This window comes from Microbacterium sp. GXF7504 (assembly GCF_054798235.1).
Genome location: NZ_JBSJZI010000003.1, coordinates 77,169 through 97,562, shown reverse-complemented (window position 1 = coordinate 97,562; position 20,394 = coordinate 77,169). Strand labels below are relative to the sequence as shown.

Below are 20,394 nucleotides of genomic sequence, written 5' to 3'. Positions count from 1 at the left end.
TTCCTTCTTCGTCGGTGCGTCAGGACGCGGCCGGCGCCTCGTCGTTGTGCTGACCGGGGAAGACGTCGTCGATGGCTGCGGCGTCCCACCCCGAGCGGGAGATCCGCTGCAGCTCGTCGGTGATGGGCTTGCGGCGGGCCTGATAGCGCGCGAGCCCTTCCTTGACCGATGCCGCCTCCGCGAGCGCGTCGGCGATGCCCTGCGCGTCGAGCACGGCGGAGTTCGCACCCTGGCCCTGGTGGTGGAGCATGGCGTGCGCGGCGTCGCCGACGAGGGCGATCGAGTCGGTGTGCCACGCATCGACCGGGTCGATGTCATAGGCGGCGCGGGCGTTCACGATCGAAAGATCGAGGGTGCGCGTGACCTCCTCGATCCGCGGGTCGAAGCCCGCCATGGATTCGACGAGGATCTCACGGGTGAGGGTGGGCGCCCAGGTGTCGTCGTCGGAGGGCACGGTGACATCGAACGAGACCTGCCCGCGACGGCCGAGCGGCAGCAGGTACAGTTTCGAGCCGCGCTCGTTGATGTACATGCGGAACTTGTCGTCGGTCACCAAGCCGTGCGAGTCGGCTGCTGCGAACACCGCACGGTAGGCGTGCTCGCCCGAGAAGACCGGAGCGGCGTGGGTGAAGAAGGTGCGGCGGACCATGGAGCTGATGCCGTCGGCGCCGATGACGAGGTCCGCTTCCACGACCTCACCGTTCGCGAAGGTGATGCGGGCGCGCTCACCGAGGTCGTCGATGTGCTGCGCCTTGTAGCCGAACTTCACCATGCCCTCGGGGAGCACTCCGAGCAGCGCGTCGATGAAGTCACGGCGGTGGATGAGGTGTGTGGTGAGGCCGAGCTCGTGCTTCTCGGGCCATTCCATCTCCATGATGAGCTCCCCGGTCGCCGTGAGGATCTCGAAGGAGGGGCTGGGGGTCGACACCTCGGTGATCGCGTCGAGGATGCCCCAGCGACGGAACGCATCCATGGACGAGGGGCGCAGCCCGATGCCGGCACCGACCTCGCCGGAGGCGGGTGCCTGCTCGTAGACGGTGACGTCCGCACCGAGCAGGCTCAGGGCCTTGGCGGTCGATGCTCCTGCGTAACCGGCGCCGACGATGGCGACGGTCAGGTTGTTCAGATCCATGGGTGGTGTTCCGCTCCTGAGGTGGTCTGTGGTGACACGACGAGGCCCCGATCCACGGTCGGATCGTCGAAGCGGGGGAAGGCGGCTGCGTTGCCCACGGTGCTCCTCATCGAGTGCTCGTTCCCGGGTCGCGGCCGACTCTTCCGGCCACTTCCATGATCATGACACTGGCTTTACATTGCGTCAAGTGACTTGCCGCAACGATTGCCTGATGCAAAGAAAGCTGAGGCCGCGCGCTCGGCGCGCGCCGGATGAGGAGCGATCTCTACGAGTGGAAATCGCTTTACGCAATGTCATGTCATCAGGCAAGGAGGCCGGTATGTAAAGTGTGCCCATGGCAAATCTCCGCGCGCTGCAGAAAGAGCAGACGCGCCAGCGGATCCTCGAACACGCGCTGTCGCTGTTCCAGTCGCAGGGGTACGTGGCGACGACGGTCGATGACATCGCGACGGCGGTCGGCACGACCCGGGTGACCTTCTACGCCCACTTCCCCAACAAGGGGGAACTCATGCGCGCGCTCATCGGAGAGCTCAACGCGCACCTCGAGCGCAATCCCTCACCCGAACACGGCTCGACTGCGGAGAAGCTCGTCGACGCCGTGCGCATCGGCACCTTCGCCGCGATCCGGCCGTGGCTGGGTGCGCAGGCCGAGCGATGGCCGCAAATCAAGCCGTACATCCTCGTGTCCACCGAGGCTGCAGCCGTCGACCCCGAGATGCGGGAACTCACCGTCGCGTGGTTCGACGAGGTCATCGCCGACATCGTCGACGGCATGGCGCGGGCCGGGCGCCACCCCGAGGACCAGCGCGCGTACCGCGGATACCTCGCCGTGGAACTGCTCAACAGTGCGAATCTGCGCTGGATCCGCGAGGGCTGGGACTTCCAGACCGGCCCGGAACTCGACATCCTCGCCCACGCCTGGGTGCATCTCCTCGGCACCGACTGACCGCTCGCACGCCGCCCTGCACAGCGGAACGGCCCCGGTCCGAAGACCGGGGCCGTCCGTCGAGTGCTGCGCGTCAGCCGACGTTCAGGAACTCGTAGTTGTTGTCCTTGCCGTACTGGAAGACACCGATCGACGCCTCGGTCGGGTCGCCGACCTCGTTGAAGGTGATCGGGCCGGAGACACCGTCGTAGTCGGCGATGCCGCCGCCCAGGATGATGTCGGCGCACTCGGCGAAGGTGGTGCACTTCGTGCCGCCCTCGACGCCGCCGGAGACCGACTGCAGGTGCGCCGCGACGTCGGCACCGGCGGTGGAGCCCGCCTCGAGCGCTGCCAGCGCCAGCAGGATGACCGCGTCGAACGACTCCGGCGCGTAGGTGAAGTCGCTCAGCTCGGCGTTGCCGGCCCCGGTCCAGAAGGTGTTCAGGGTCTCCCGGAAGTCGGCGATGGTCGCCGGGTCGACCGCCGGGTAGGTGCCCTTGGCGCCCTCGAGGGTGCCCTCCTCGAACTCGTCGCCGAAGTTCGACAGGTTGCCGTCCACGAGGTACAGCTGCTCGGCCGGGTAGTCCGCGCCGACGAGCTCCGGGATGATCGTCTTGACCTCTTCGAACGTGATCAGGGCGATCGCGTCGGGGTCGGCCGCGAGCACGTCCTCGACCTGGGCCGAGAAGTTCGTGTCACCCGTGTTGTACAGCGTGGCCGCGACGACCTCGCCGCCGGCGGCCTCGAAGGCGGCCTTGGCGAAGCAGGCGAGACCGGTGCCGTAGGAGTCGTTGAGCACGATCATGCCCAGCGTCTCGGCGCCGTCCGCGGCGATGAGGTTGCCGAGCACCTCGCCCTGGAGCACGTCCGAGGGGGCGGTGCGCCAGTAGAGGCCGTCGTCCTCGTAGCCGGTGAACGCGGCGGAGGTGTTCGCGGGCGAGAACTGGATCGCGCCGGCCGCGATGACCTGGTCGATGAACTGCAGCGAGGTGCCGGAGGACGCGGCGCCGATGATGGCGGTGGCGCCCTCACCCAGCAGACGCGGGATCTCGGTCTCGTAGGCCTTGTTGTCGGTGTCACCCGAGTCGCCCTGCAGCAGGTCGATGGTGACGCCCTTGCCGGCCTCGTTCACGACGGATGCGGCGTACTCGGTGCCGGCGATCTCGGGCGGGCCGAGGAAGGCGAGGTTGCCGGTGACGGGCAGCGCCGTCCCGATCTTGTAGACGAGGTCGGTGCCAGGACCGGTCGACGTCGACGAGTACTCCGGGGTGTAGGACGCGGGCTGCGCTGCCTCGCAGTCGATCGGGAAGTCGAACCCGGCCGCATCCGTGGACTCGCCGCCGCCGCTCCCCGAACATCCTGCGAGGACGAGGGCGCTGGCTCCGACCAGAGCGATCCCGCTCAGGGCCTTCGCAGCACGCGAACGTGTGATGACGCTCATGTTGCTCCTTGCTATGGGTGTACCCGGGAAGCACGAGCCCCCCAGTACGGAAAACCGTAGTGTGCGTGCCGAGTCGTCAGTGTTGCGATGTGTTAACGGTCTGAAACAGTTCGGAATCGGTCGGATAACGACGACCTCAGCCGTCGGAACCGGATGCGGATCGTCGACGTGATCAGGCGTCGGAGCGGGTCGGCTCGGACCGTCGCCGAACCCTGCGGGCGGCCACGACGGAGTCGACCGTGAGGATGACCAGTGCGACCCAGACGATGATGAACCCGATCCAGCGCCCTGTGTTCATCTCCTCCCCGAGGATCCACGCCCCGGTGATGAACTGGAGGATCGGGGCCGCGAACTGCAGGATGCCGACGAGCGTGAGCGGCGCCCGGCGTGCACCCGCCGCGAACAGCAGCAGCGGTGTGGCGGTGACGACACCGGCGCAGGCGAGCAGCACCGCGTGGCCGAGCCCGGCGTTCGCGAAGGTGATGCCGGTGGTGGCGCCCACGAGGACGAGCTGCAGGATCGCGACCGGGGTGAGCCAGAGCGACTCGAGCGTGAGGCCGCTGACGGCGTCGACCTTCGGCCCGAGCCGCTTCTTGACCAGCCCGTAGAGCCCGAAGGAGAACGCGAGCCCCAGCGCGATCCACGGGAAGCCGCCGTACCCGATGAGGATGACGACCACGGCGAGGGCGGACAGGCCGATCGCGAGCCACTGGCTCAGACGCAGTCGCTCGCGCAGGACGAGGACGCCGAGCAGCACCGTGACAATCGGGTTGATGAAGTATCCGAGACTCGTCTCGATGACGTGACCGCTGAGGGCGGCGATGAGGAAGATCTGCCAGTTCGCGTAGATGAGCAGCCCCGCCACGACCGTCCACAGCAGCAGCCGCCGGTCGCGCATGACGGCCCAGAGCCGTCGCCACGAACGCGTGACCGCGAGCAGGATCGCGCAGAACACGAGGGAGAGGATGATCCGCCACGCGACGACCTCCCACGGACCGGTGGGCTCCAGCGCGATGAAGTAGAGGGGCAGGAACCCCCACAGGAAGTAGGCGAGGAACGCGAACAGGCCGCCGAGCGCGGTCTGGTCGGCGGGGGCGGGGCGGTTCACCAGCCCACCCTATGTCCGAAGGGATACGGACGGACGGACGGCACGGATGCGGACGCTGCCGTCCTTCGTGCGGATCCTGCCATCGGCGGACGACGAAGGGCCCGGATGCCGGAGCATCACGGGCCCTTCGTACGGATGGCGCGTCGTCAGCGGACGACGACCGCGAGCACGTCGCGAGCCGAGAGCACGAGGTACTCGTCGGCGCCGAACTTGACCTCGGTGCCGCCGTACTTGCTGTAGATCACGCGGTCGCCGACGGCGACGTCGAGCGGGATGCGGTTGCCGTTGTCGTCGATGCGGCCGGGGCCCACCGCCACGACCTCGCCCTCCTGGGGCTTCTCCTTGGCGGTGTCGGGGATGACGAGACCACTGGAGGTGGTCTGCTCAGCCTCGACCTGCTTGATGACGATGCGGTCCTCGAGCGGCTTGATGGAAACCGACACGGTCTACCTCTTCTTTCTCGCTTCGTGAAACGGAAGACTCGTTTAGCACCCTCACACCGAGAGTGCTAACGCCAGTGTATGCATGCGGCTGGCACTCATGCAACGCGAGTGCCAATCCATTTCCGGGCCGCGCCCGCCGACATCCCCCGATCCCCCATCGATCCCCTAACCGACAAGGTGCGATCACCCGCCCGGTCCGGGGGCCCCGCAGGGGGTCCCCTAATTCCCCAGGGGGGACTGCCCTTCCCTCCGGGCGGACGCTACAGTCGACGACACCTTCCGAAGGAGCCATGTCCATGGGGCCTCTTGTTCTCGCCATCGACGTCGGGACGAGCAGGATCTGCGCGGCGGTCGCCCGGCCGCCGTCGCCAGATCCGGTGCCGTTCGCGCTCGGACGCGCGTCGGACACCGCCGCGAGCGCGGTGTTCGTCGGCCCGCACGACCTGTTGTTCGGTGACGCCGCCGATCGCCGGTCCGCGACGGACCCGGCGCGCATCGTCCGGGACGTGGTCCGCCGGGTCGGCGACCAGACGCCCTACTTCGTCGAGAGCGACCCGCATCGGCCGGAAGACCTCTACGCGCAGATCGTCGCCTGGGTCATCGCGCAGGTGGGCGAACGCGAGGGCCGCGATCCAGACCGGGTCGTGCTGACCGTCCCCGCCGTCTGGGGCGAGCATCGGGCCGGCCTGGTGACCGAGGCGCTGGAACGGCAGGGCGTCATGGACGTCCGACTCGTCGGCGAACCGGAGGCGGCCGCCGAGCACTACGAGTCGGCCGCTCCGCTGCGGGCCGGGCAGACGATCGCCGTCTACGACCTCGGCGCGGGCGGATTCAGCAGCGCCGTCCTGCGGAAGACCGAGGACGGCGCCCTCACCCCGGTCGGCATCCCCGGGCACCTCGACTCGGTCGGCGGCCGTGACCTCGACGACGCCGTGTTCGAGCACGTGCTGCGCACCGCCGGCGTCGACGTCGAGGCGGCCGCATCCGCACCGCTCGCCCTGCAGCTCCTGCGGCGGGAGTGCATCGCGGCGAAGGAGGCGCTGAGCTTCGACACGGAGACGGTGGTGCCCGTGGTCCTGCCGGGGACCACGGATGCGGTCCGCCTCACGCGCGCCGAACTCGAGGCCATGGCCGCCCGCCCGGTCGCCCGGACCGTGGAGGCGCTCTCGGAGACGGTGGCGGACTCGGGTGTGGACCCGGCGGCGCTGACCGCCGTCATCCTGATCGGCGGCGGATCCCGGATGCCGCTGGTCGCCCAGGCGCTGTCGGAGCGCTTCCCGTGTCGCATCGCGGTCGACACGGATCCGAAGGCGGCGATCGCGCTGGGCGCCGCACGACACGCGGCGCTCGACCTCTTCCCTGCGATGATCGCCCCCGATGACGGGTCCGCGGTCCTGCTGCCGGCCGCGGTGCCCGCGCAGGAGCCGGTCGCGAAGCGGCGACGCTTCCTTCCTCGCGCACTGCTCGGCAGCACCGCGGGCGTGCTCGGCCTCGTCGCCGTCGGGCTGACGGGCGGGGCACTGGGGACCGCTTCGACCCCCTCGACGTGGGTGACCGACCGCCCGGTGTACCTCAGCACGGCCCTCGCCGCAGGGGTCGCCGGCACCGCGCAGGCACCTGCCGAGACGGTCGCCGCGCTCGACCCGGCCGCCGGGCCGGAGATCCTGCAGCCGCAGCCCGGCCCGTCCCCCCGGGCCTCGCAGCGTCCCTCGTCCCAGCCCGGCCAGCAGCGCGCGGCAACCCCGTTCCAGACGACGCCGTCGCGGAGCACGCCGACGAGCGCCGCCGGATCGAGCAGCCCGTCCTCCGCCGCACCGAAGCCGGCGTCCTCGGCCGCGACGCCGACACCGTCCACTGCCACGACCCCCGACCCGGCACCCTCGACCACCACTCCCGATCCGCCGGCGGAGACCCCCACCGACCCCGGCACACCCGCACCGGTCGACCCGACACCCGTCGACCCGACCCCCGCCGATCCGGCACCGGTCGATCCGGCACCGGTCGACCCGCCACCGGATCCCGGTCCGGCGCCGGAGTCGAGCGATCCGCCGCCTACCACCGAACCCTGAGCACCGCGCGGTCCGTCCCCCCACCGTCCGCGACCCGAACCGGGAGGCAATGACCGTGGAGTCTTTGGACCCGTCCCCGATGTTGTGGACGCGGCTTGCGCATGCGCACGTCGAGGCGATGATCCGGCAGTCCGACCTGCCGCCGCGTGCGCTGATCGTCGGCACGGCCGGCTCCGGCAAGACGGGCCTGCTGCACCTGCTGCGCCACAACCTCGCCGCGACCGGTGCGAAGGTGCACAGCGTCACCGCCGACTCGCCCCTGGACGCGCTCTCCCCGGACGGCGTCGTCATCGTGGACGACGCCCATCTGCTCGCCGACGAGCACCTCGCGGCGGTCTCGCGTCGGGTGGAGAGCGGACGCGGCATCATCGTCGCCTGCCGCCCCTGGCCCCGCAGCGACCGGCTCCGCGCGATCGCGGGCCGGCTCGAGCACGAACAGCCGGCGATCGTGCTCGGCAACGCCTCCCCGCAGGACGTGCGGGAGCACCTCGACCGCCGCGACATCGTGCTCCCGGACGGCTGCATCACCGACATCGTCGAGGCCTGCGGCGGGATCACCTGGCTCGTGCGCGAGGCGCTCGACGCCCACCCGCCCGGTCCCGGTTGCGACGACACCGGGCATGCGCTGCTGCAGCGCGTGCTGCACGAGGTGATCGCCGAACGGCTGAGCGCGATCGACCCCGACACCGCCCAGCACGTACGTCGCCGCTCGCTGGCGCTCATCACGCCACCGCCGGACGAGACCGTCGAGGACGCGGAGAACCTCGCCGGGTACGCCGAGGGGCTCCTGCAGCGCAATGGTCGCGCGGTGCCCGTGGTGCGCAGCGCCGTGCTGTCCACGACGCCTCCCGAACGCATCGTCGCCCTCATCGGCGAGGATCCCGGCCGCGCGGTCGGCGAGATCCTCGAGCATCTGTCCGGGGTGACCGACGAGCGGATCGCGCGGGCCCTGCTCCGCTTGGGAGACCAGCAGCTGGAGCGTGACCCGGCCCGCGCGGCCGAGCTGTACCGCAGCGCGGAGGAGTCCGGCGCGGAGCCCGCCACGGTCCGCATCCGCCGCGCCAGGGCGGCGTGGGCCGTGGGCGACATCGAGGCGGCGGCGAGACTGCTCGATCAGGCGGCCGTGCCCTCGGAGCACGAGTCCTATCCCGCCGCGGTCGACCTCGCCGGGGCGGTGTGGGCGGCGCGCGGGCTCATGGAGATGAGCAACGCCGCGTTCCGGGCGGGCCGGGTCCGTGAACCCGAACAGGCCACGCATGCCGCGATGGCGGCGCTGGGCGCGGGCGACATCGAATCGGCACTGGAGTGGAACCGCGTGACCGGGGAGATCGGGTTCCCCTCGAACACCGCCGTCTCGATGCAGCTGCTCAGCCGAGGACTCCACGCGACGTTCCGCACCGACGACCCGTCCGGCATGGACGACCTCGTCCGCGGGTCGCTCACCTACACCGAGAGCGGCGCACAGGGCCCCGTCCCCGAGCTGCCCGCGGTCATCGCGACCATCGCCGCCATCGACGCCGGGGAGCTGGAGGTGGCGAGCTCCACGCTCCTGCACGCCCTCCGCGGCGGGCACGGCGGCCAGTGGGCGCGCCCGCGACTGCTGCTGTGGTCGGCGTGGGTGGCCCTGCTCCGCCAGCGCCCGGGCGAGGCGAAGGCGCGCCTCGGTCACGTGCAGTCGCTGCCGGTGCAGCTCTCCGGCCGCAACCGGCTCCTGCGGGACGCCGTGCTGATCAGCCTCGTCCGCCGCTACGGCGACAACAGCGCCCTCCCGGACCTCTGGCGACGCTGCCGCGACGACGTCATCCGGGTGCAGCCCGACCTGTACTCGCTGCATCCGTTCGGCGAGTTCATCATGGCCTCGTCACTGGTCGGCGACACCGGACACCTGGAGCCGGCGCTACGGTCCTGCATCGCCCTGCTCGAACGGCTCGACAACCCGCCGGCATGGTCGACCCCGACGCTGTGGGCGGGACTGCAGATGGAGATGCTCCGCGCCCGCCCGCAGGCGCTCGCCCCCTACGCCCGGGCCCTCGTGGCGGCGTCACCGCACAGCCGGGTGGCCGCCGCGATGTCGACGGCGGGCCGCGTCTGGACCGACGTGCTCGCGGGCTCCGTCGACGCGGACCGGGTCGAGCACGCCGCGCAATCGCTCACGAACGTCGGCCGCGCGTGGGACGGCGCCCGGCTGGCGAGCCATGCCGCCGCACACACCGCGGACCGCCGCGTCATCGCGCGGCTGCTCGCCCTGGCCCGCCAGCTGCACCCGCAGCAGGAGCACGACGAGACACCCCAGACGCAGCCCAGACGCGGCACGACCGTGCTCACCGCCCGGGAGGCCGAGGTCGCGGCGCTCGTCGTGCAGGGCAAGACCTACGTCGAGATCGGCGAGGCGATCTACATCTCCCCGCGCACCGCGGAGCACCACATCGCGCGGATCCGACGCCGGCTCGGGGCCACCAGCCGGTCGGATCTCATCGGCAAGCTGCGGGCCATCCTCGAGGAGGGCGAGCACGATCCCGAGACGGTCGGCGAGCTGGATGCGACCCCTCCCCTCCCCCCTGCTCCCACCCCCTAAAGCCCCACCCCGATGGGGGGCGTTTTCCCCGACGCGGCGGACGGCACGCCTGACATAGCGTCGGACCATCCCGGATCGAGGAGGAATGATGAGCGTAAGCCTGGCGGCTGTCGCCGATGCGTTGATCGAGTTCATCTTGAGCTTGCTGCGCGACCCTGCCGCCGCAGCGGAGTTCGCGGAGGAACCGGATGCGGCGCTGGGGGCGCGTGGCCTGAGCAACGTGGGGTACGAGGACGTGTGCGCGGTGGCGCCCGTCGTCATGGAGAAGGCGGCCGGGACGGCCATGTCCCCCTCGCCCGTACGTCCGCCGGTCGACCCGGTCACCCCACCCACACCCGCGGTGCGCGAGATCCTCAACATCGTGAACAACCTCGCCTACGTCGACGACCGGGACACGATCGTGGACCAGTCCGTGAACCAGAACATCTGGGCGGGCGGCGACGTCACGCAGATCTTCGACAACGAGGCCGTGGTGTCCACCGGTGACAGCTCCATCGCGGCGGGCGACGACGTCTCGTTCGAGGAGAACTACGACCTGTCGACGAACATCACCGCCGGCGACGACGCCGTCCTCGGCGACCAGACCACCACGACGAACGTGGCGGTGGAGTCGTTCAACACCGACACCGACACGACGACGACCACCACCACGACGGTGACCGACTCGGCCAACGACGCGTCCACCACGACGACGATCAACGACTCGTTCACCCAGGACTCCAACGACACGGTCACCACCGACACGAACGTGGACGTCGACGCCAACGTCGTCTACGACTCGGAGGAGACCCTGATCGACTCGAGCAGCGATGGAGAATTCTGAGCCGGTGACGGATGCCGCGCTCGCCCGCCGTGACGATCCTCCGACGGGCGGGCCGGTCACGTTCGCGGCGGTGCGGCGGGCCGAGGCACAGCGTCTCGCCGCGGAGCGCGCAGCCGCCGAGAAGACCCCCGCCCCCGTCCCCGCGCGCCCGTCGCTGGCGGCACCGCAGGGGGCGCCCGTGCTGGTCAAGCAGCGTCAGCCGTTCAGCGTCGCGCTCTCTCGCGGCGTCTGGGTCATCGGCACGGTGGTGGGCATGTGCGCGGCGACCTACCTGCTCATCATCCGCACGGCGCACCTGGAGACGGTCGCAGAGCGCGCCAAGACGGTGGACGGCGGCCGCGCGGCGGACACGTACACGCAGGTCGCCGAGATCGCCACCTGGACCCTGTTCGGCGCGATCGTGTCGATGCTGCTCGTGCAGGTCGCGGCGCAGGTGTCGTACGCGAACCGGCGCGCCAACGCACGGTGGTGGATGCTGGGCACGATCGTGTTCGGCGTCGCCCTGTACCCGGTGGCCGCCGAGATGGTGGCGTTCGGCGACCGGGGCCGGCCGCTCGCGCTGCTGCTGGCGGGGCACACCGCACTGATGCTCCTCGGGCTGCTGTTCTCCTGGCTCCCGGGGGCGCTGCGCTGGACGCGCCGACGGGTGGACATCGTCCCGCATCCGTACGGCACCGCGGCCACCGTCCCCGCCGACTGACCGGCGGGCCCTGGACGTCAGCGGCCGGCGAGGGCGAAGCCGGGGAGTTCCTCCGCGGCCCCCTCGATGCTCCGCACCACCACCCGGCACAGGTCGTGCATCGCGCGGTCGGTCGTGGGCGCCTCGGCGCGGGTGCGCCAGCCGCGCAGCATCCCGTCCACGTGCTGCCGGAGCTGCGCCGGGGGCAGCTCCTCGGTGATCCCGAGCCGGCGGTGCGGGATGAGCCCGGCGGCGCCCAGGATCCGCTCCGCCTCACGGACGACGTCGTGCCCCCACGGCGCGCCCTCGGTGCGCAGCCGCCCGAGGACGGCGAGCTCGGTGAGCTCGTGCAGGTTCACCCGCACCTGCTCGCAGCGGCGGCGCAGGTCCGCATCCGCGCCCCATGGACGCTCCCGCAGCAACGCCTCGAGTCCGTCCAGGACGGCGCGTGCCTTCAGCGCCGCCGCGCGGGCGCGGAACTGGGTCGCCACGACCTCTTCGACGTCGTTGAGCCCGCTCTGGATGACGAGGCGCTCGGCGAGCGCGGACGAGGTCTGCACGCCGCCGCGCACGAGCGCGATCGCGACGCGCACGCCGAAGACGCCGAAGCGCTCCAGCAGCCGGCGCCGCTCCTCCACCGTGGGGGCCGAGGACGACATCGGCTGGAGGAAGCGGTCGACCGACACGAGCATCCCGTCGCGGGTGGCGCGGTCGAGCGCCGCGAGCTTGCGGAAGGCGGCGAACTCCTCCTCGCGGAGGGTCCGGGCGGCCTCGGCCAGCAGCCCCGCGACCGGCACGGCGTTCAGCGCGAGCGCACCGAGCTCCCCGTCGCGGCGGTACCGGTCGGCGATCTTCGTGGACGAGAGCATCGAGTCGATGCGCCCGGAGCCGATCTCGTCTGCCCGGGAGAGCACCGCGAGCACGGCCATCCCGCGAGCGTGGTCGCGCCCGTGGGAGAGCGCCTCCAGGAACTGCAGGTCGGTGGCGTGCAAGTGGCGCAGCAGGTAGATCGCGGCGTCCGCCTCGGGCACGGCCACCGGGTCGGTGAGGAACGAGATCGACCGCGCCGACGTGTCGCGCGAGAGCGACCCGATGCCGGGGGTGTCGATGAGCACCATGCCGCGCAGGCTCTCCGCGGGCCAGCGGATGTCGATGTGGTCGGTGTCCGCCGCGTCGATGCCGGTGCGGCTGAGGTCGACCCGTCCGTCCACGCGCTCGATGGGCAGCACCCGCCGGGTGCCGTCGACGAGGTGCGCCGTGATGCGCGGGGTGTGGCCGTGCCGGTACCAGGTGACCGCACGCGTGCACTCCCCCGCATCCGTCGGCGCGACACGCTCGCCGATGAGCGCGTTGAGCAGGGTCGACTTGCCGGCCTTGACCATGCCGGCCACGGCGATGCGGACCGGTTCGCGCAGCCGCGCGTCCAGGTCGTCGAGGACACGGGTGGCCACGCGGTCCTCGCGGTACACCTCCTTCGCGGCCTGCAGGATGCCGCGCACCTCGGTCGCGGACGACCGGCTCATCGCCGGCCTCCCGGCGTCCACGGCTCGAGCGGTGGGATGGATTCGCGCAGCGCCTGCAGCTGCCGCAGGTGCGCGCGCAGTTCGTTGACCCGGCCCTCCCGGCCCTGCGAGTAGTTCGCCGCCGCCTGCTTCGCCGCGAGGACCGAGTCCGACAGCGAGCGGTGCAGTTCGTCGGCGATCGACCCGAAGTGGTCGCGCGCGACGCGCTGCACGGTGCGCAGGCGGTCCTTCAGCTGCTTGCCCACCTGGAAGACGACGTCGTCGATGTGCCGGCGCACGAGGTTCTTCGCCTCGGCCTGCCGCCGTGCGAGCCTGGCGGCCATGTCCTCGCGGTACGACTTGCGGCCGACGATCACGCCGGCCAGCAGCGACAGCGGGTTCAGCAGCGCCAGCCCCACGACGCTCGTCGCCAGGCCCACCATGAGGACGCCGCCGTACGAGCCGCGCACGCCCATGTAGATCTTCTCGACCGTCGAGATGTGCCCCTCGTCGAGCGTGTGCAGCGGCTCCACGTCGCGCAGCACACCGTCGGTGTGCGCGACGTCGATGTAGGGGATGAGCGAGTCGTCGTTGAGGAACTCCTCCGCCACCCGCTCCGTGAGCCAGCGGGACCGCTCCGACGCCCACACGAAGTTCTCCGACACCACGGTCGCGACGCGTTCGTCGACCCAGGTCGTGATGCGGTCCCAGATGGGGCCCGGGTCGCCCTCGTCGATCGCGGCTTCGACGGCGCGCTGCACCCGACGGAGGCGATCGCGCAGGTCGTGCTCGGTGTCGGAGATGAGGTCGGTGATGCCGTCGCTGAGGGTGACCTGCCAGCGGGCGGAGCGGCCGCGGAACTCGTCGGCCCGCGCCTTGGCCTCCTCCAGTCGCAGCACGATGGAGGAGGACTGCTCCGGGTTGAGGATGGCGGTGAGCTCCGCCTCTGCGCTCATCGCGAGCTGGTCGATGGTCGAGCGCAGGTCGTGGACCGCGGACCGCTGGTGGATGGCCTCGGCCTGGCCCAGCACGTCGCGACGCAGGTGCGCCACGAGGTCGGGGAACCCGGACTCGTCGTTCAGCGTGCGGTCCTGCTCGCGCGCAGCGAGGAGCCGCAGGTCGCTGGAGACGGAGAAGATCGGGATCTCGGTGCCGACGTCCGTGAGGTGCGACCGGTCGATCTGCTCGATCTGGCGCCACTGCGGGTAGATGTCGGTCTTGGAGAGGACCGCGGCGACGTTCGGGGAGACGCGCATGGCCTGACGCAGGAACTGCACCTCGGGTTCGGTGTACTCCTGCGAGGCGTCGGAGACCAGCAGCACGGCGTGGGCGTCGGCCAGCGCCGCGAGCGTCGCGAGCGAGCGCGACGAGGGGAGGCCGCCCATGCCCGGCGAGTCGATGAGACGGAGGCCGCCGCGGAGGATCTCACGCGGGAGGGTGACCTCCGCACCCACGACCCGTTCCTCGGCGTCGTCGTCGCCCGAATGGTCGGCGACGTATTCGGCGAGCCGGTCGAGCGGCACCTCGCGCCGCTGCAGCTCCGTGCCGTTCTCCCGCTCCTGCACGACGAGGACCGCGGCCGGCTCCTCCCCGAAGCCGACGGTGGTGGGCACGCTCGTCGCGACGTCGTCGTCGACCGGGCAGACCGGCGCGTTCACGAGCGCGTTCACGAGCTTGCTCTTGCCCTGCTTGAACTGCCCGACGACGATGACCCGCACGTGCGGGTCCAGCAGCCGTCCGCGCGCGCCCTCGAGGCGCTGCAGCAGATCCGGACGTCCGAGTCGCCGGGCCATGATGCCCGCACGGTCCAGCAGGGCGATCAGCTGCTCCTGCGGGCTCGGTTCCTCGCTCTCGGCGTCCGTCGCGCCGGCTGCCTGGGTCTGTTCGGTCACGTCCACTCCTTGTCCACCGCGCCTGCGGCGTCGCCGCACAGGCCGGTGACCCCGAGACCGACCTCGGGGTCACCGAGCGGCACGGATCGTGCCGCTGAAACGCGGTGGTTCAAGCTGGGGGCAGATCCACCACGTCCCCGTCCGTTCCGGATGGGGGTTCGTCGTCGTCCCAGATCACGCTCGCCTCGATGTCCCAGTCGCCACCGGCGGCGAGGGAGATCTCATCGGTGAACGCGTTCTCGAACGGGTCGCCCGGGGCATCCGGTTCGACTGAAGGGGGGAAGGACGGCGCAGACTCGTCCGGGACGGTGGTGTCGTCGTCCGACCAGCCCATGTTCGTCACTTCCCCTCAGGGCTCCCCCGCCCGCCGGGCCGGCGGGCGGGGGGCGCGTGTCAGTCGATGATCGCGGCTCCGATGCTGCCGACGATGGCGTTGACGTCGACCTCGACCTCGGTCTCGTTGTGCAGGTGGTCGTGCGAGTCGACCGTGAACGAGTCCTCGATGTCGACCTCGACCGGCTGGAAGTTGAACGAGTCCTCGATCTCCAGCTCCCACTCGTTCGACTCGTAGCTCCAGGTGTTGCCGGAGTTGATCGCCGTGTTGGTGACGGTCATCTTGTCGCCGAAGACGACGTCGTCGCCGGCCTTGATGTTGACGCTGTTGTCGAGCTTCAGGACGGAGACGACGTCGCCGCCGGCCGCCACGGAGTTGTCGCCGCTGGAGACGACCGCCTCGTTCTCGGACTTCATGTTGACGAACTTGCCGCTGACGACGCTGTTCGAGCTCTGGTCGGTGATCGTGGGGCGGTTGTCGATGAACAGGTCGCCGCCGCCGCCGGCCGCGGCCGCGAGCGTCGCCCCGCCGACGCCGATGTCGCCGAAGCCGGTGTTGTACTCCCGGTTGCCCGCGTTCACGGACTTGTCGACGAGCTTCGTGTACGAGTCGTGCGAGTCGATCGACACGTCGACGTCGTTGTCGTGGATGGAGTTGTCGGAGCTGTCGGTGTTGAACGAGTCCTTCGCCACCGCGGTGAGCTCGACCTCGTACTCGAACTCGTTGTGCAGGTGGTTGAAGGAATTGAGGGCGGCGTTGACGAAGCCACTCTGTCCGGGCATGATCACTTCTCACTTTCCGGGGACGAGCCCCCGCTTCTCGGTTCCCGGGGACGCACCCCGTGATCTGGTGTTGGTGCCACGGTAGGAGCGCGTGCCGGAGCGCACATCGGGGGGTGCTCCGCGTTCTCCCCCACCCCACCCGGGGTGCATCCCCCTCCCACCCCGGACCCGCACGGGGGTTCGCCCTTCCGTAGGCTGGCCGGATGGACATGGCCGAACTGCGCGCGCTGCTCACCCCGGACGGGCTGGCCCTCGTCGACGCGGTCGGCGAACTGGCGTCGACGGACGCCGTCGCCGCGGCGGTGTCCCGGCTGCGCAAGGCCGGTCACGCCCCGGACCTGGTGACCGCGGTCGTCGGTCAGGCACGGCTGCGCACCCGTGCCCGCGCGAAGTTCGGCGAGCTCGCCGACCGGATGCTGTTCACCCGCGCGGGACTCGAGCAGGCCACCAGGCTGGAGGTCGCGGCGCTGCACGCGTCGCGGTTCCGGAACGCGGGGCTCGCGACCGTGGCCGACCTCGGGTGCGGGCTGGGCGGTGACGCCCTCGGCTTCGCCGGGCTCGGGATGCGGGTGCTCGCGGTCGACGCGGACGAGATCACCGCGGCGCTCGCCGCGTACAACCTGGCACCGTACGACGCCGAAGTGCGCCACAGCCGTGCAGAGGAGGTCGACCTCTCGTCCGTCGACGGCCTGTGGCTGGATCCCGCCCGTCGCACCGCCGGGCACGGCGAGACGAAGCGGGTGGGCGCGGACGAGTACACCCCGTCCCTCGACTGGGCGTTCGCGACTGCCGACCGCATCCCGACCGGGATCAAACTGGGCCCGGCGTTCGACCGGGACGCGATCCCCGCCGACGCGGAGGCGCAGTGGATCGGGGTGGACGGGTCGACGATCGAACTCGTGCTCTGGTCCGGGTCGCTGCGTCGGGACGGCGTGCGCCGGGCGGCGCTCGTGATCCGCGCCGGCGCCGCGCACGAGCTCACCGCCCCGGCCGACGCCGAGGACGAACCGGTCCGCGGGCTCGGGGCGTTCCTCCATGAGCCGGACGGCGCGGTCATCCGCGCCCGGCTCATCGGCGACGTCGCCCGCGCGCTCGACGCCGGGATGCTCGCCCCCGGGATCGCCTACCTCACCTCGGATGCGGCGCTGACCAGCCCCTTCGTGCAGTCCTTCCAAGTGCGCGAGGAGCTGCCGACAGACGTGAAGGGACTCGGCAAGGCACTCCGGGCCCGCGGCATCGGTCGACTCGAGATCAAGAAGCGCGGGGTCGACGTCGATCCGGCGCAGCTGCGGCCCAAGCTGAAGCTCGCCGGACCGGAGGAGGCGACGCTCATCCTCACCCGGACCGAGGCGGGCCGGCGCGCGATCCTCGCCGACCGCGTGCGGTCCTAGCGCGCTCCCGGGGCGACCCGGCGCTTCACGGCCGCACCGGCCGCGTTCGCGAACGCGAGCCCGGCGAGGACGCCCGCCGCCGCGAAGACGAGGAAGCCGGTGAGCAGCACGTGCGGCGCGGCGCCGAACGCCATGATCAGGATCGTCAGCAGGCCGACCAGCATGGAGACGACCGCGAGGATCGCGCCGACCGTGATGCTGAGCCACGGCGGCCCCCACCCGAACCGGGGTGCGGTCGTCCCCTGCGGGGCCGCAGCCGGTGCCTGCGGCGGGCGCGTCGCGGCGGGCTGGGGCGCGGGCGTCTGCGCCGGCGGGGCGGGGCGGCGGTGCGGGGTCCACTGCATCCCGTCCCACCAGCCCTGCTCGCCGGGAACGCCGGTGTCGTACCAGCCCGGCGGGGGTGTCGTGCTCACAGCAGACCTCCTTGTCCGGCGGCGTAGACGAGCCAGATCGCACTGTACGCGAGCGACAGCAGCGCGAGCCCCAGCGCCCAGGCGCCCATCCGCCGCTGTCCCTTCCGGCGCAGTGCGATGACGGCGAACACGATCGCGACGACCCCGAGCGGGAACAGCCAGCCGACGATCAGCGACACCGCGAGCGCGGTGATCGCGAACAGCAGCGCGTAGGGGCCGGGGTTCCACGTCGCCGACGTCGTGACCGGGATCGTCGCCGTGCCCGCCGTGGGGACGAACTCGGCGGGTTCGACCGGTTGCGGCAGCGCGATGTCGACCGGCGCGGTCGGCGGCGTCGTGAACCCGCCGCGGTGTGCGCCCGGGAGGGCGACCGATTCGCCCGGCACGACGACGTCCGGTGACGCGGGCTCGATCGAGGCGACCACCCGGGGGCTCGCACCGGCCGGCGCCGGCGAGGACGGCGGCACGGCGGCGGCCGCCGCATCCGTGTCGGGCAGATCCACCGGGTCGATGGCGATGTCGGGCACCGGTCGCGACAGTCGCGCGTCCGGTGTCCCTCCCGGCGGGATCGGCTCGCTCACGGCACGGGCACCCCGTCCGGTTCGGCTTCGGCGACCTGGATCTCGGTGACCGGCAGCGTGGAGTCCGCCCCGAACGCGAGGGTGGACGGCGGCCGGCCGTGCATGATGAGCTGCGACGCGAGGGCGGCGATCATCGCACCGTTGTCCGTGCAGAGCTTCAGCGGCGGGATGCGGACGGTCACGCCCGCTGCCGCGGCGCGCTCGATCGCGACCTCGCGCAGGCGCCGGTTCGCGATGACGCCGCCGCCGAGGAGGAGCCGCGGCACGCCGTGCCGTTCGCAGGCGTCGAGCGCCTTGGTGACGAGCACGTCGACGACGGCCTCGCGGAACGACGCGGCGACGTCGGGGACGGACGCGTCGGGGGTCTGCTCCATGTACCGGGCGACCGCGGTCTTCAGCCCGGAGAACGAGAAGTCGTACCGGTGCGCGGCCATGTCGGAGGCGCGGGAGAGGCCACGCGGGAACCGGATCGCGGCGGGGTCGCCGGACGCGGCCGCACGGTCGATCTCCGGACCGCCCGGGTAGGGCAGACCGAGCAGCCGGGCGACCTTGTCGAACGCCTCGCCGGCCGCATCGTCGACGGTCTCGCCGAGCAGCTCGACGTCGGTCGTGAGGTCGCGGACGAGGAGGAGCGAGGTGTGCCCGCCGCTCACCAGCAGCGCCACCGTGGGGTACTCGAGCGGCCCGGCCTCGGCGTCCAGGATGTCGGCGGCGATGTGCCCGACGAGGTGGTTCACGGCGTAGAGCGGCTTGCCGAGGCCGACGGCCAGGGCCTTCGCGGCGCCGACGCCGACCATGAGGGCACCGGCGAGTCCCGGTCCGCTCGTGACGGCGACCGCGTCGAGGTCGATGAGGGCGACCCCCGCCTCGGCGAGCGCCGCGTCGATGGACGGCTGCAGCGCCTCCAGGTGCGCGCGTGCGGCGACCTCGGGGACGACGCCGCCGTAGCGGGCGTGCTCGTCCATGGAGCTCGCGATCGTGTTGGTGAGCAGCGTCCGGCCGCGCACGATCCCGATCCCGGTCTCGTCGCAGCTCGTCTCGATGCCCAGCACGAGGGGCTCGGCCGTGGCCATCAGCACCATCCCTTCCCGTCGGCGCCCGTGGCCACCGCATCCGTCGCCCGGTTCGCGGCCCAGCCGGCCACGTCGACGCGCATGATGACCGCGTCGACGTCGTCGGGCTGGTAGTAGCCGGGGCGTCTGCCGAGCTCGGCGAACCCCTCCGACCGGTACAGCGCCTGCGCCACCGGGTTGTCGTCACGCACCTCGAGGAACACCTCGCGGACGCCGCGCTCGTGGGCGGTGCGCAGCAGGGTGCGCAGCAGCTCCCGCCCGCTCCCCCGTCCGCGGGAGGTCTCGGCCACCGCGATCGTCTGCACGTCGCCGTCGCGCGACCCGGCGGGGGCGCGCAGGCCCGCGTACCCGGTCACCCGGCCGGCGGTCTCCAGCACGAAGTACCGGCCGTGGGGAGAGACGAGCTCCTCGCGCATCATCGGTTCGCTCCACGCGTCGGTGGGGAACGAGGCACGCTCGAGCGCCATGATCGCGGGCAGGTCGTCGACCGTCGCTGGTCGGATCATGCCCCCACCCGCTTCGGCGTGTGCCCGACCGTGACGTCGGGCGAGCGGAGGTAGAGGGGCTCGCCCGGGCCGATGGTCCGGCCGGCGGCGAGCGCACGGGATGCGGCGAGCGCCAGCATCCCGGCCGGCACGGTCGTGGTGTCCACGCGAACGGCGCCGAGCTCCGCGAGGCGTGCGTCGACATCGTCGCGCGGGACGAGCGCCGGTTCGGTCACCCGGATCGGGAGGCCGTCGTCGTCCAGGCCCTCGTAGACGGTGTAGGCGAACTCGCGGCGGCGCGCGTCGGTGACGACGGCGAACCGGCCGGGCTCGTCGCCCGACAGCGCGGCGCCCAGCAGCATCCCGAGCGCGACGGCGTCGTGGCTCACGACGGGCACGACCGGGATCGAGCGGGCGAGCGCGAAGGTGCGCGCCGCGGCGATGCCGATCCGCAGGCCCGTGAAGGGCCCGGGGCCCATGCCCGCGGCGACATGGGTCACGACGTCGCCGCCGGATGCGGGGACGGTGCCGGTCGCGGCGGTCCCGAGCGCGGCGGTCACCTCGGCCTCGCCGAGCGCCTCCTGCAGGAGGGTGCCGATGACCTCGGCGTGCCCGAGCGGGTTGGCGCTCGCGCGCTCGGCGCGCAGCACGCCGTCCGGGTCGATCACGGCGACGGCCGTGCCGAGGGAGGTGTCGATACCGAGGAGCACCCTTCCAGGGTATGCGCCCCACCCGCGAGTCGCCCG

General features: G+C 71.8%; 19 protein-coding genes. 6 read left to right on the top strand and 13 right to left on the bottom strand.

The window, feature by feature from the left end:
* Positions 1 to 19: 19 nt before the first annotated feature.
* Positions 20 to 1,132 (bottom strand): FAD-dependent oxidoreductase, encoded by a 1,113-nt coding sequence (locus tag ACWAUO_RS08005; RefSeq protein WP_460774523.1) that lies wholly within the window; start codon positions 1,130 to 1,132, stop codon positions 20 to 22.
* A gap of 334 nt (positions 1,133 to 1,466) precedes the next feature.
* On the opposite strand from ACWAUO_RS08005, the gene ACWAUO_RS08000 reads away from it, so the two are divergent.
* Positions 1,467 to 2,078 carry a TetR/AcrR family transcriptional regulator gene (locus tag ACWAUO_RS08000; protein ID WP_460774522.1) on the top strand — a complete coding sequence of 204 codons (612 nt, stop codon included), beginning with the start codon at positions 1,467 to 1,469 and terminating at the stop codon, positions 2,076 to 2,078.
* A 73-nt stretch (positions 2,079 to 2,151) separates the two neighbouring features.
* On the opposite strand, the gene ACWAUO_RS07995 is transcribed toward ACWAUO_RS08000, so the two are convergent.
* The 3 genes from ACWAUO_RS07995 to groES all read right to left on the bottom strand — a co-directional run bounded on the left by ACWAUO_RS07995 (position 2,152) and on the right by groES (position 5,049).
* Positions 2,152 to 3,498, bottom strand: a complete 1,347-nt coding sequence (locus ACWAUO_RS07995; RefSeq protein WP_460774520.1) for an ABC transporter substrate-binding protein — start codon at positions 3,496 to 3,498, stop codon at positions 2,152 to 2,154.
* A gap of 172 nt (positions 3,499 to 3,670) precedes the next feature.
* Complete coding sequence (gene rarD, locus ACWAUO_RS07990; RefSeq protein ID WP_460774519.1) at positions 3,671 to 4,606, bottom strand: EamA family transporter RarD; 936 nt, start codon at positions 4,604 to 4,606, stop codon at positions 3,671 to 3,673.
* 146 nt (positions 4,607 to 4,752) lie between these two features.
* Positions 4,753 to 5,049: a co-chaperone GroES gene (gene groES / locus ACWAUO_RS07985; RefSeq protein ID WP_460774517.1), complete on the bottom strand. Its 297-nt coding sequence runs from the start codon at positions 5,047 to 5,049 to the stop codon at positions 4,753 to 4,755.
* A 296-nt stretch (positions 5,050 to 5,345) separates the two neighbouring features.
* Between groES and ACWAUO_RS07980 the strand changes: the two genes are divergently transcribed.
* From ACWAUO_RS07980 to ACWAUO_RS07965, 4 genes are all read left to right on the top strand, one after another.
* Positions 5,346 to 7,118, top strand: coding sequence for an Hsp70 family protein (locus ACWAUO_RS07980; RefSeq protein ID WP_460774516.1), 1,773 nt, complete (start codon positions 5,346 to 5,348; stop codon positions 7,116 to 7,118).
* Between the two features lie 118 nt (positions 7,119 to 7,236).
* Positions 7,237 to 9,693 carry a helix-turn-helix transcriptional regulator gene (locus ACWAUO_RS07975; RefSeq protein ID WP_460774514.1) on the top strand — a complete coding sequence of 819 codons (2,457 nt, stop codon included), beginning with the start codon at positions 7,237 to 7,239 and terminating at the stop codon, positions 9,691 to 9,693.
* A gap of 88 nt (positions 9,694 to 9,781) precedes the next feature.
* The gene (locus ACWAUO_RS07970; RefSeq protein ID WP_460774512.1) at positions 9,782 to 10,516 is read left to right on the top strand and encodes an IniB N-terminal domain-containing protein; all 735 of its coding nucleotides are present in this window, start codon (positions 9,782 to 9,784) and stop codon (positions 10,514 to 10,516) included.
* Entirely contained in the window at positions 10,503 to 11,216 is a 714-nt protein-coding gene (locus ACWAUO_RS07965) for a hypothetical protein (protein ID WP_460774511.1), read from the top strand. The genes ACWAUO_RS07970 and ACWAUO_RS07965 overlap by 14 nt, the downstream gene beginning before the upstream one ends.
* 17 nt (positions 11,217 to 11,233) lie before the next feature.
* On the opposite strand, the gene ACWAUO_RS07960 is transcribed toward ACWAUO_RS07965, so the two are convergent.
* The 4 genes from ACWAUO_RS07960 to ACWAUO_RS07945 form a co-directional block, all read right to left on the bottom strand.
* Entirely contained in the window at positions 11,234 to 12,718 is a 1,485-nt protein-coding gene (locus tag ACWAUO_RS07960) for a dynamin family protein (protein ID WP_460774509.1), read from the bottom strand.
* The gene (locus tag ACWAUO_RS07955) at positions 12,715 to 14,589 is read right to left on the bottom strand and encodes a dynamin family protein (protein WP_460774507.1); all 1,875 of its coding nucleotides are present in this window, start codon (positions 14,587 to 14,589) and stop codon (positions 12,715 to 12,717) included. The genes ACWAUO_RS07960 and ACWAUO_RS07955 overlap by 4 nt, the downstream gene beginning before the upstream one ends.
* A 109-nt stretch (positions 14,590 to 14,698) precedes the next feature.
* Positions 14,699 to 14,932 (bottom strand): hypothetical protein, encoded by a 234-nt coding sequence (locus ACWAUO_RS07950; RefSeq protein ID WP_460774506.1) that lies wholly within the window; start codon positions 14,930 to 14,932, stop codon positions 14,699 to 14,701.
* 50 nt (positions 14,933 to 14,982) lie between these two features.
* Positions 14,983 to 15,705 (bottom strand): hypothetical protein, encoded by a 723-nt coding sequence (locus ACWAUO_RS07945; RefSeq protein ID WP_460774505.1) that lies wholly within the window; start codon positions 15,703 to 15,705, stop codon positions 14,983 to 14,985.
* A gap of 203 nt (positions 15,706 to 15,908) precedes the next feature.
* On the opposite strand from ACWAUO_RS07945, the gene ACWAUO_RS07940 reads away from it, so the two are divergent.
* On the top strand, positions 15,909 to 17,096 hold the full coding sequence (locus tag ACWAUO_RS07940) for a class I SAM-dependent methyltransferase (RefSeq protein WP_460774503.1): 1,188 nt from the start codon (positions 15,909 to 15,911) through the stop codon (positions 17,094 to 17,096).
* Here the strand turns inward: ACWAUO_RS07940 and ACWAUO_RS07935 are convergent.
* The 5 genes from ACWAUO_RS07935 to tsaB are packed head-to-tail and all read right to left on the bottom strand — an operon-like array spanning position 17,093 to position 20,358.
* Positions 17,093 to 17,509, bottom strand: a complete 417-nt coding sequence (locus tag ACWAUO_RS07935; RefSeq protein ID WP_460774502.1) for a hypothetical protein — start codon at positions 17,507 to 17,509, stop codon at positions 17,093 to 17,095. The genes ACWAUO_RS07940 and ACWAUO_RS07935 overlap by 4 nt on opposite strands.
* Positions 17,506 to 18,036 carry a hypothetical protein gene (locus tag ACWAUO_RS07930; protein ID WP_460774500.1) on the bottom strand — a complete coding sequence of 177 codons (531 nt, stop codon included), beginning with the start codon at positions 18,034 to 18,036 and terminating at the stop codon, positions 17,506 to 17,508. The genes ACWAUO_RS07935 and ACWAUO_RS07930 overlap by 4 nt, the downstream gene beginning before the upstream one ends.
* Positions 18,037 to 18,086: 50 nt before the next feature.
* Complete coding sequence (gene tsaD, locus ACWAUO_RS07925; protein ID WP_460774499.1) at positions 18,087 to 19,163, bottom strand: tRNA (adenosine(37)-N6)-threonylcarbamoyltransferase complex transferase subunit TsaD; 1,077 nt, start codon at positions 19,161 to 19,163, stop codon at positions 18,087 to 18,089.
* Positions 19,163 to 19,669 carry a ribosomal protein S18-alanine N-acetyltransferase gene (gene rimI, locus ACWAUO_RS07920; RefSeq protein WP_460774497.1) on the bottom strand — a complete coding sequence of 169 codons (507 nt, stop codon included), beginning with the start codon at positions 19,667 to 19,669 and terminating at the stop codon, positions 19,163 to 19,165. Before rimI ends, tsaD begins: the two co-directional genes overlap by 1 nt.
* A complete protein-coding gene (gene tsaB / locus ACWAUO_RS07915; RefSeq protein WP_460774495.1) occupies positions 19,666 to 20,358 on the bottom strand; it encodes a tRNA (adenosine(37)-N6)-threonylcarbamoyltransferase complex dimerization subunit type 1 TsaB in 693 nt (230 codons plus the stop codon). Before tsaB ends, rimI begins: the two co-directional genes overlap by 4 nt.
* Positions 20,359 to 20,394: the final 36 nt, after the last annotated feature.

Coding starts and splice junctions, on each gene's coding strand:
- ACWAUO_RS07980 (WP_460774516.1), top strand. CDS start 5,346: ATGGGGCCTCTTGTTCTCGCCATCGACGTCGGGACGAGCAGGATCTGC.
- ACWAUO_RS08005 (WP_460774523.1), bottom strand. CDS start 1,132: ATGGATCTGAACAACCTGACCGTCGCCATCGTCGGCGCCGGTTACGCA.
- ACWAUO_RS08000 (WP_460774522.1), top strand. CDS start 1,467: ATGGCAAATCTCCGCGCGCTGCAGAAAGAGCAGACGCGCCAGCGGATC.
- ACWAUO_RS07995 (WP_460774520.1), bottom strand. CDS start 3,498: ATGAGCGTCATCACACGTTCGCGTGCTGCGAAGGCCCTGAGCGGGATC.
- rimI (WP_460774497.1), bottom strand. CDS start 19,669: ATGATCCGACCAGCGACGGTCGACGACCTGCCCGCGATCATGGCGCTC.
- ACWAUO_RS07970 (WP_460774512.1), top strand. CDS start 9,782: ATGAGCGTAAGCCTGGCGGCTGTCGCCGATGCGTTGATCGAGTTCATC.
- ACWAUO_RS07960 (WP_460774509.1), bottom strand. CDS start 12,718: ATGAGCCGGTCGTCCGCGACCGAGGTGCGCGGCATCCTGCAGGCCGCG.
- ACWAUO_RS07975 (WP_460774514.1), top strand. CDS start 7,237: ATGATCCGGCAGTCCGACCTGCCGCCGCGTGCGCTGATCGTCGGCACG.
- ACWAUO_RS07965 (WP_460774511.1), top strand. CDS start 10,503: ATGGAGAATTCTGAGCCGGTGACGGATGCCGCGCTCGCCCGCCGTGAC.
- tsaD (WP_460774499.1), bottom strand. CDS start 19,163: ATGGCCACGGCCGAGCCCCTCGTGCTGGGCATCGAGACGAGCTGCGAC.
- ACWAUO_RS07940 (WP_460774503.1), top strand. CDS start 15,909: ATGGACATGGCCGAACTGCGCGCGCTGCTCACCCCGGACGGGCTGGCC.
- ACWAUO_RS07945 (WP_460774505.1), bottom strand. CDS start 15,705: ATGCCCGGACAGAGTGGCTTCGTCAACGCCGCCCTCAATTCCTTCAAC.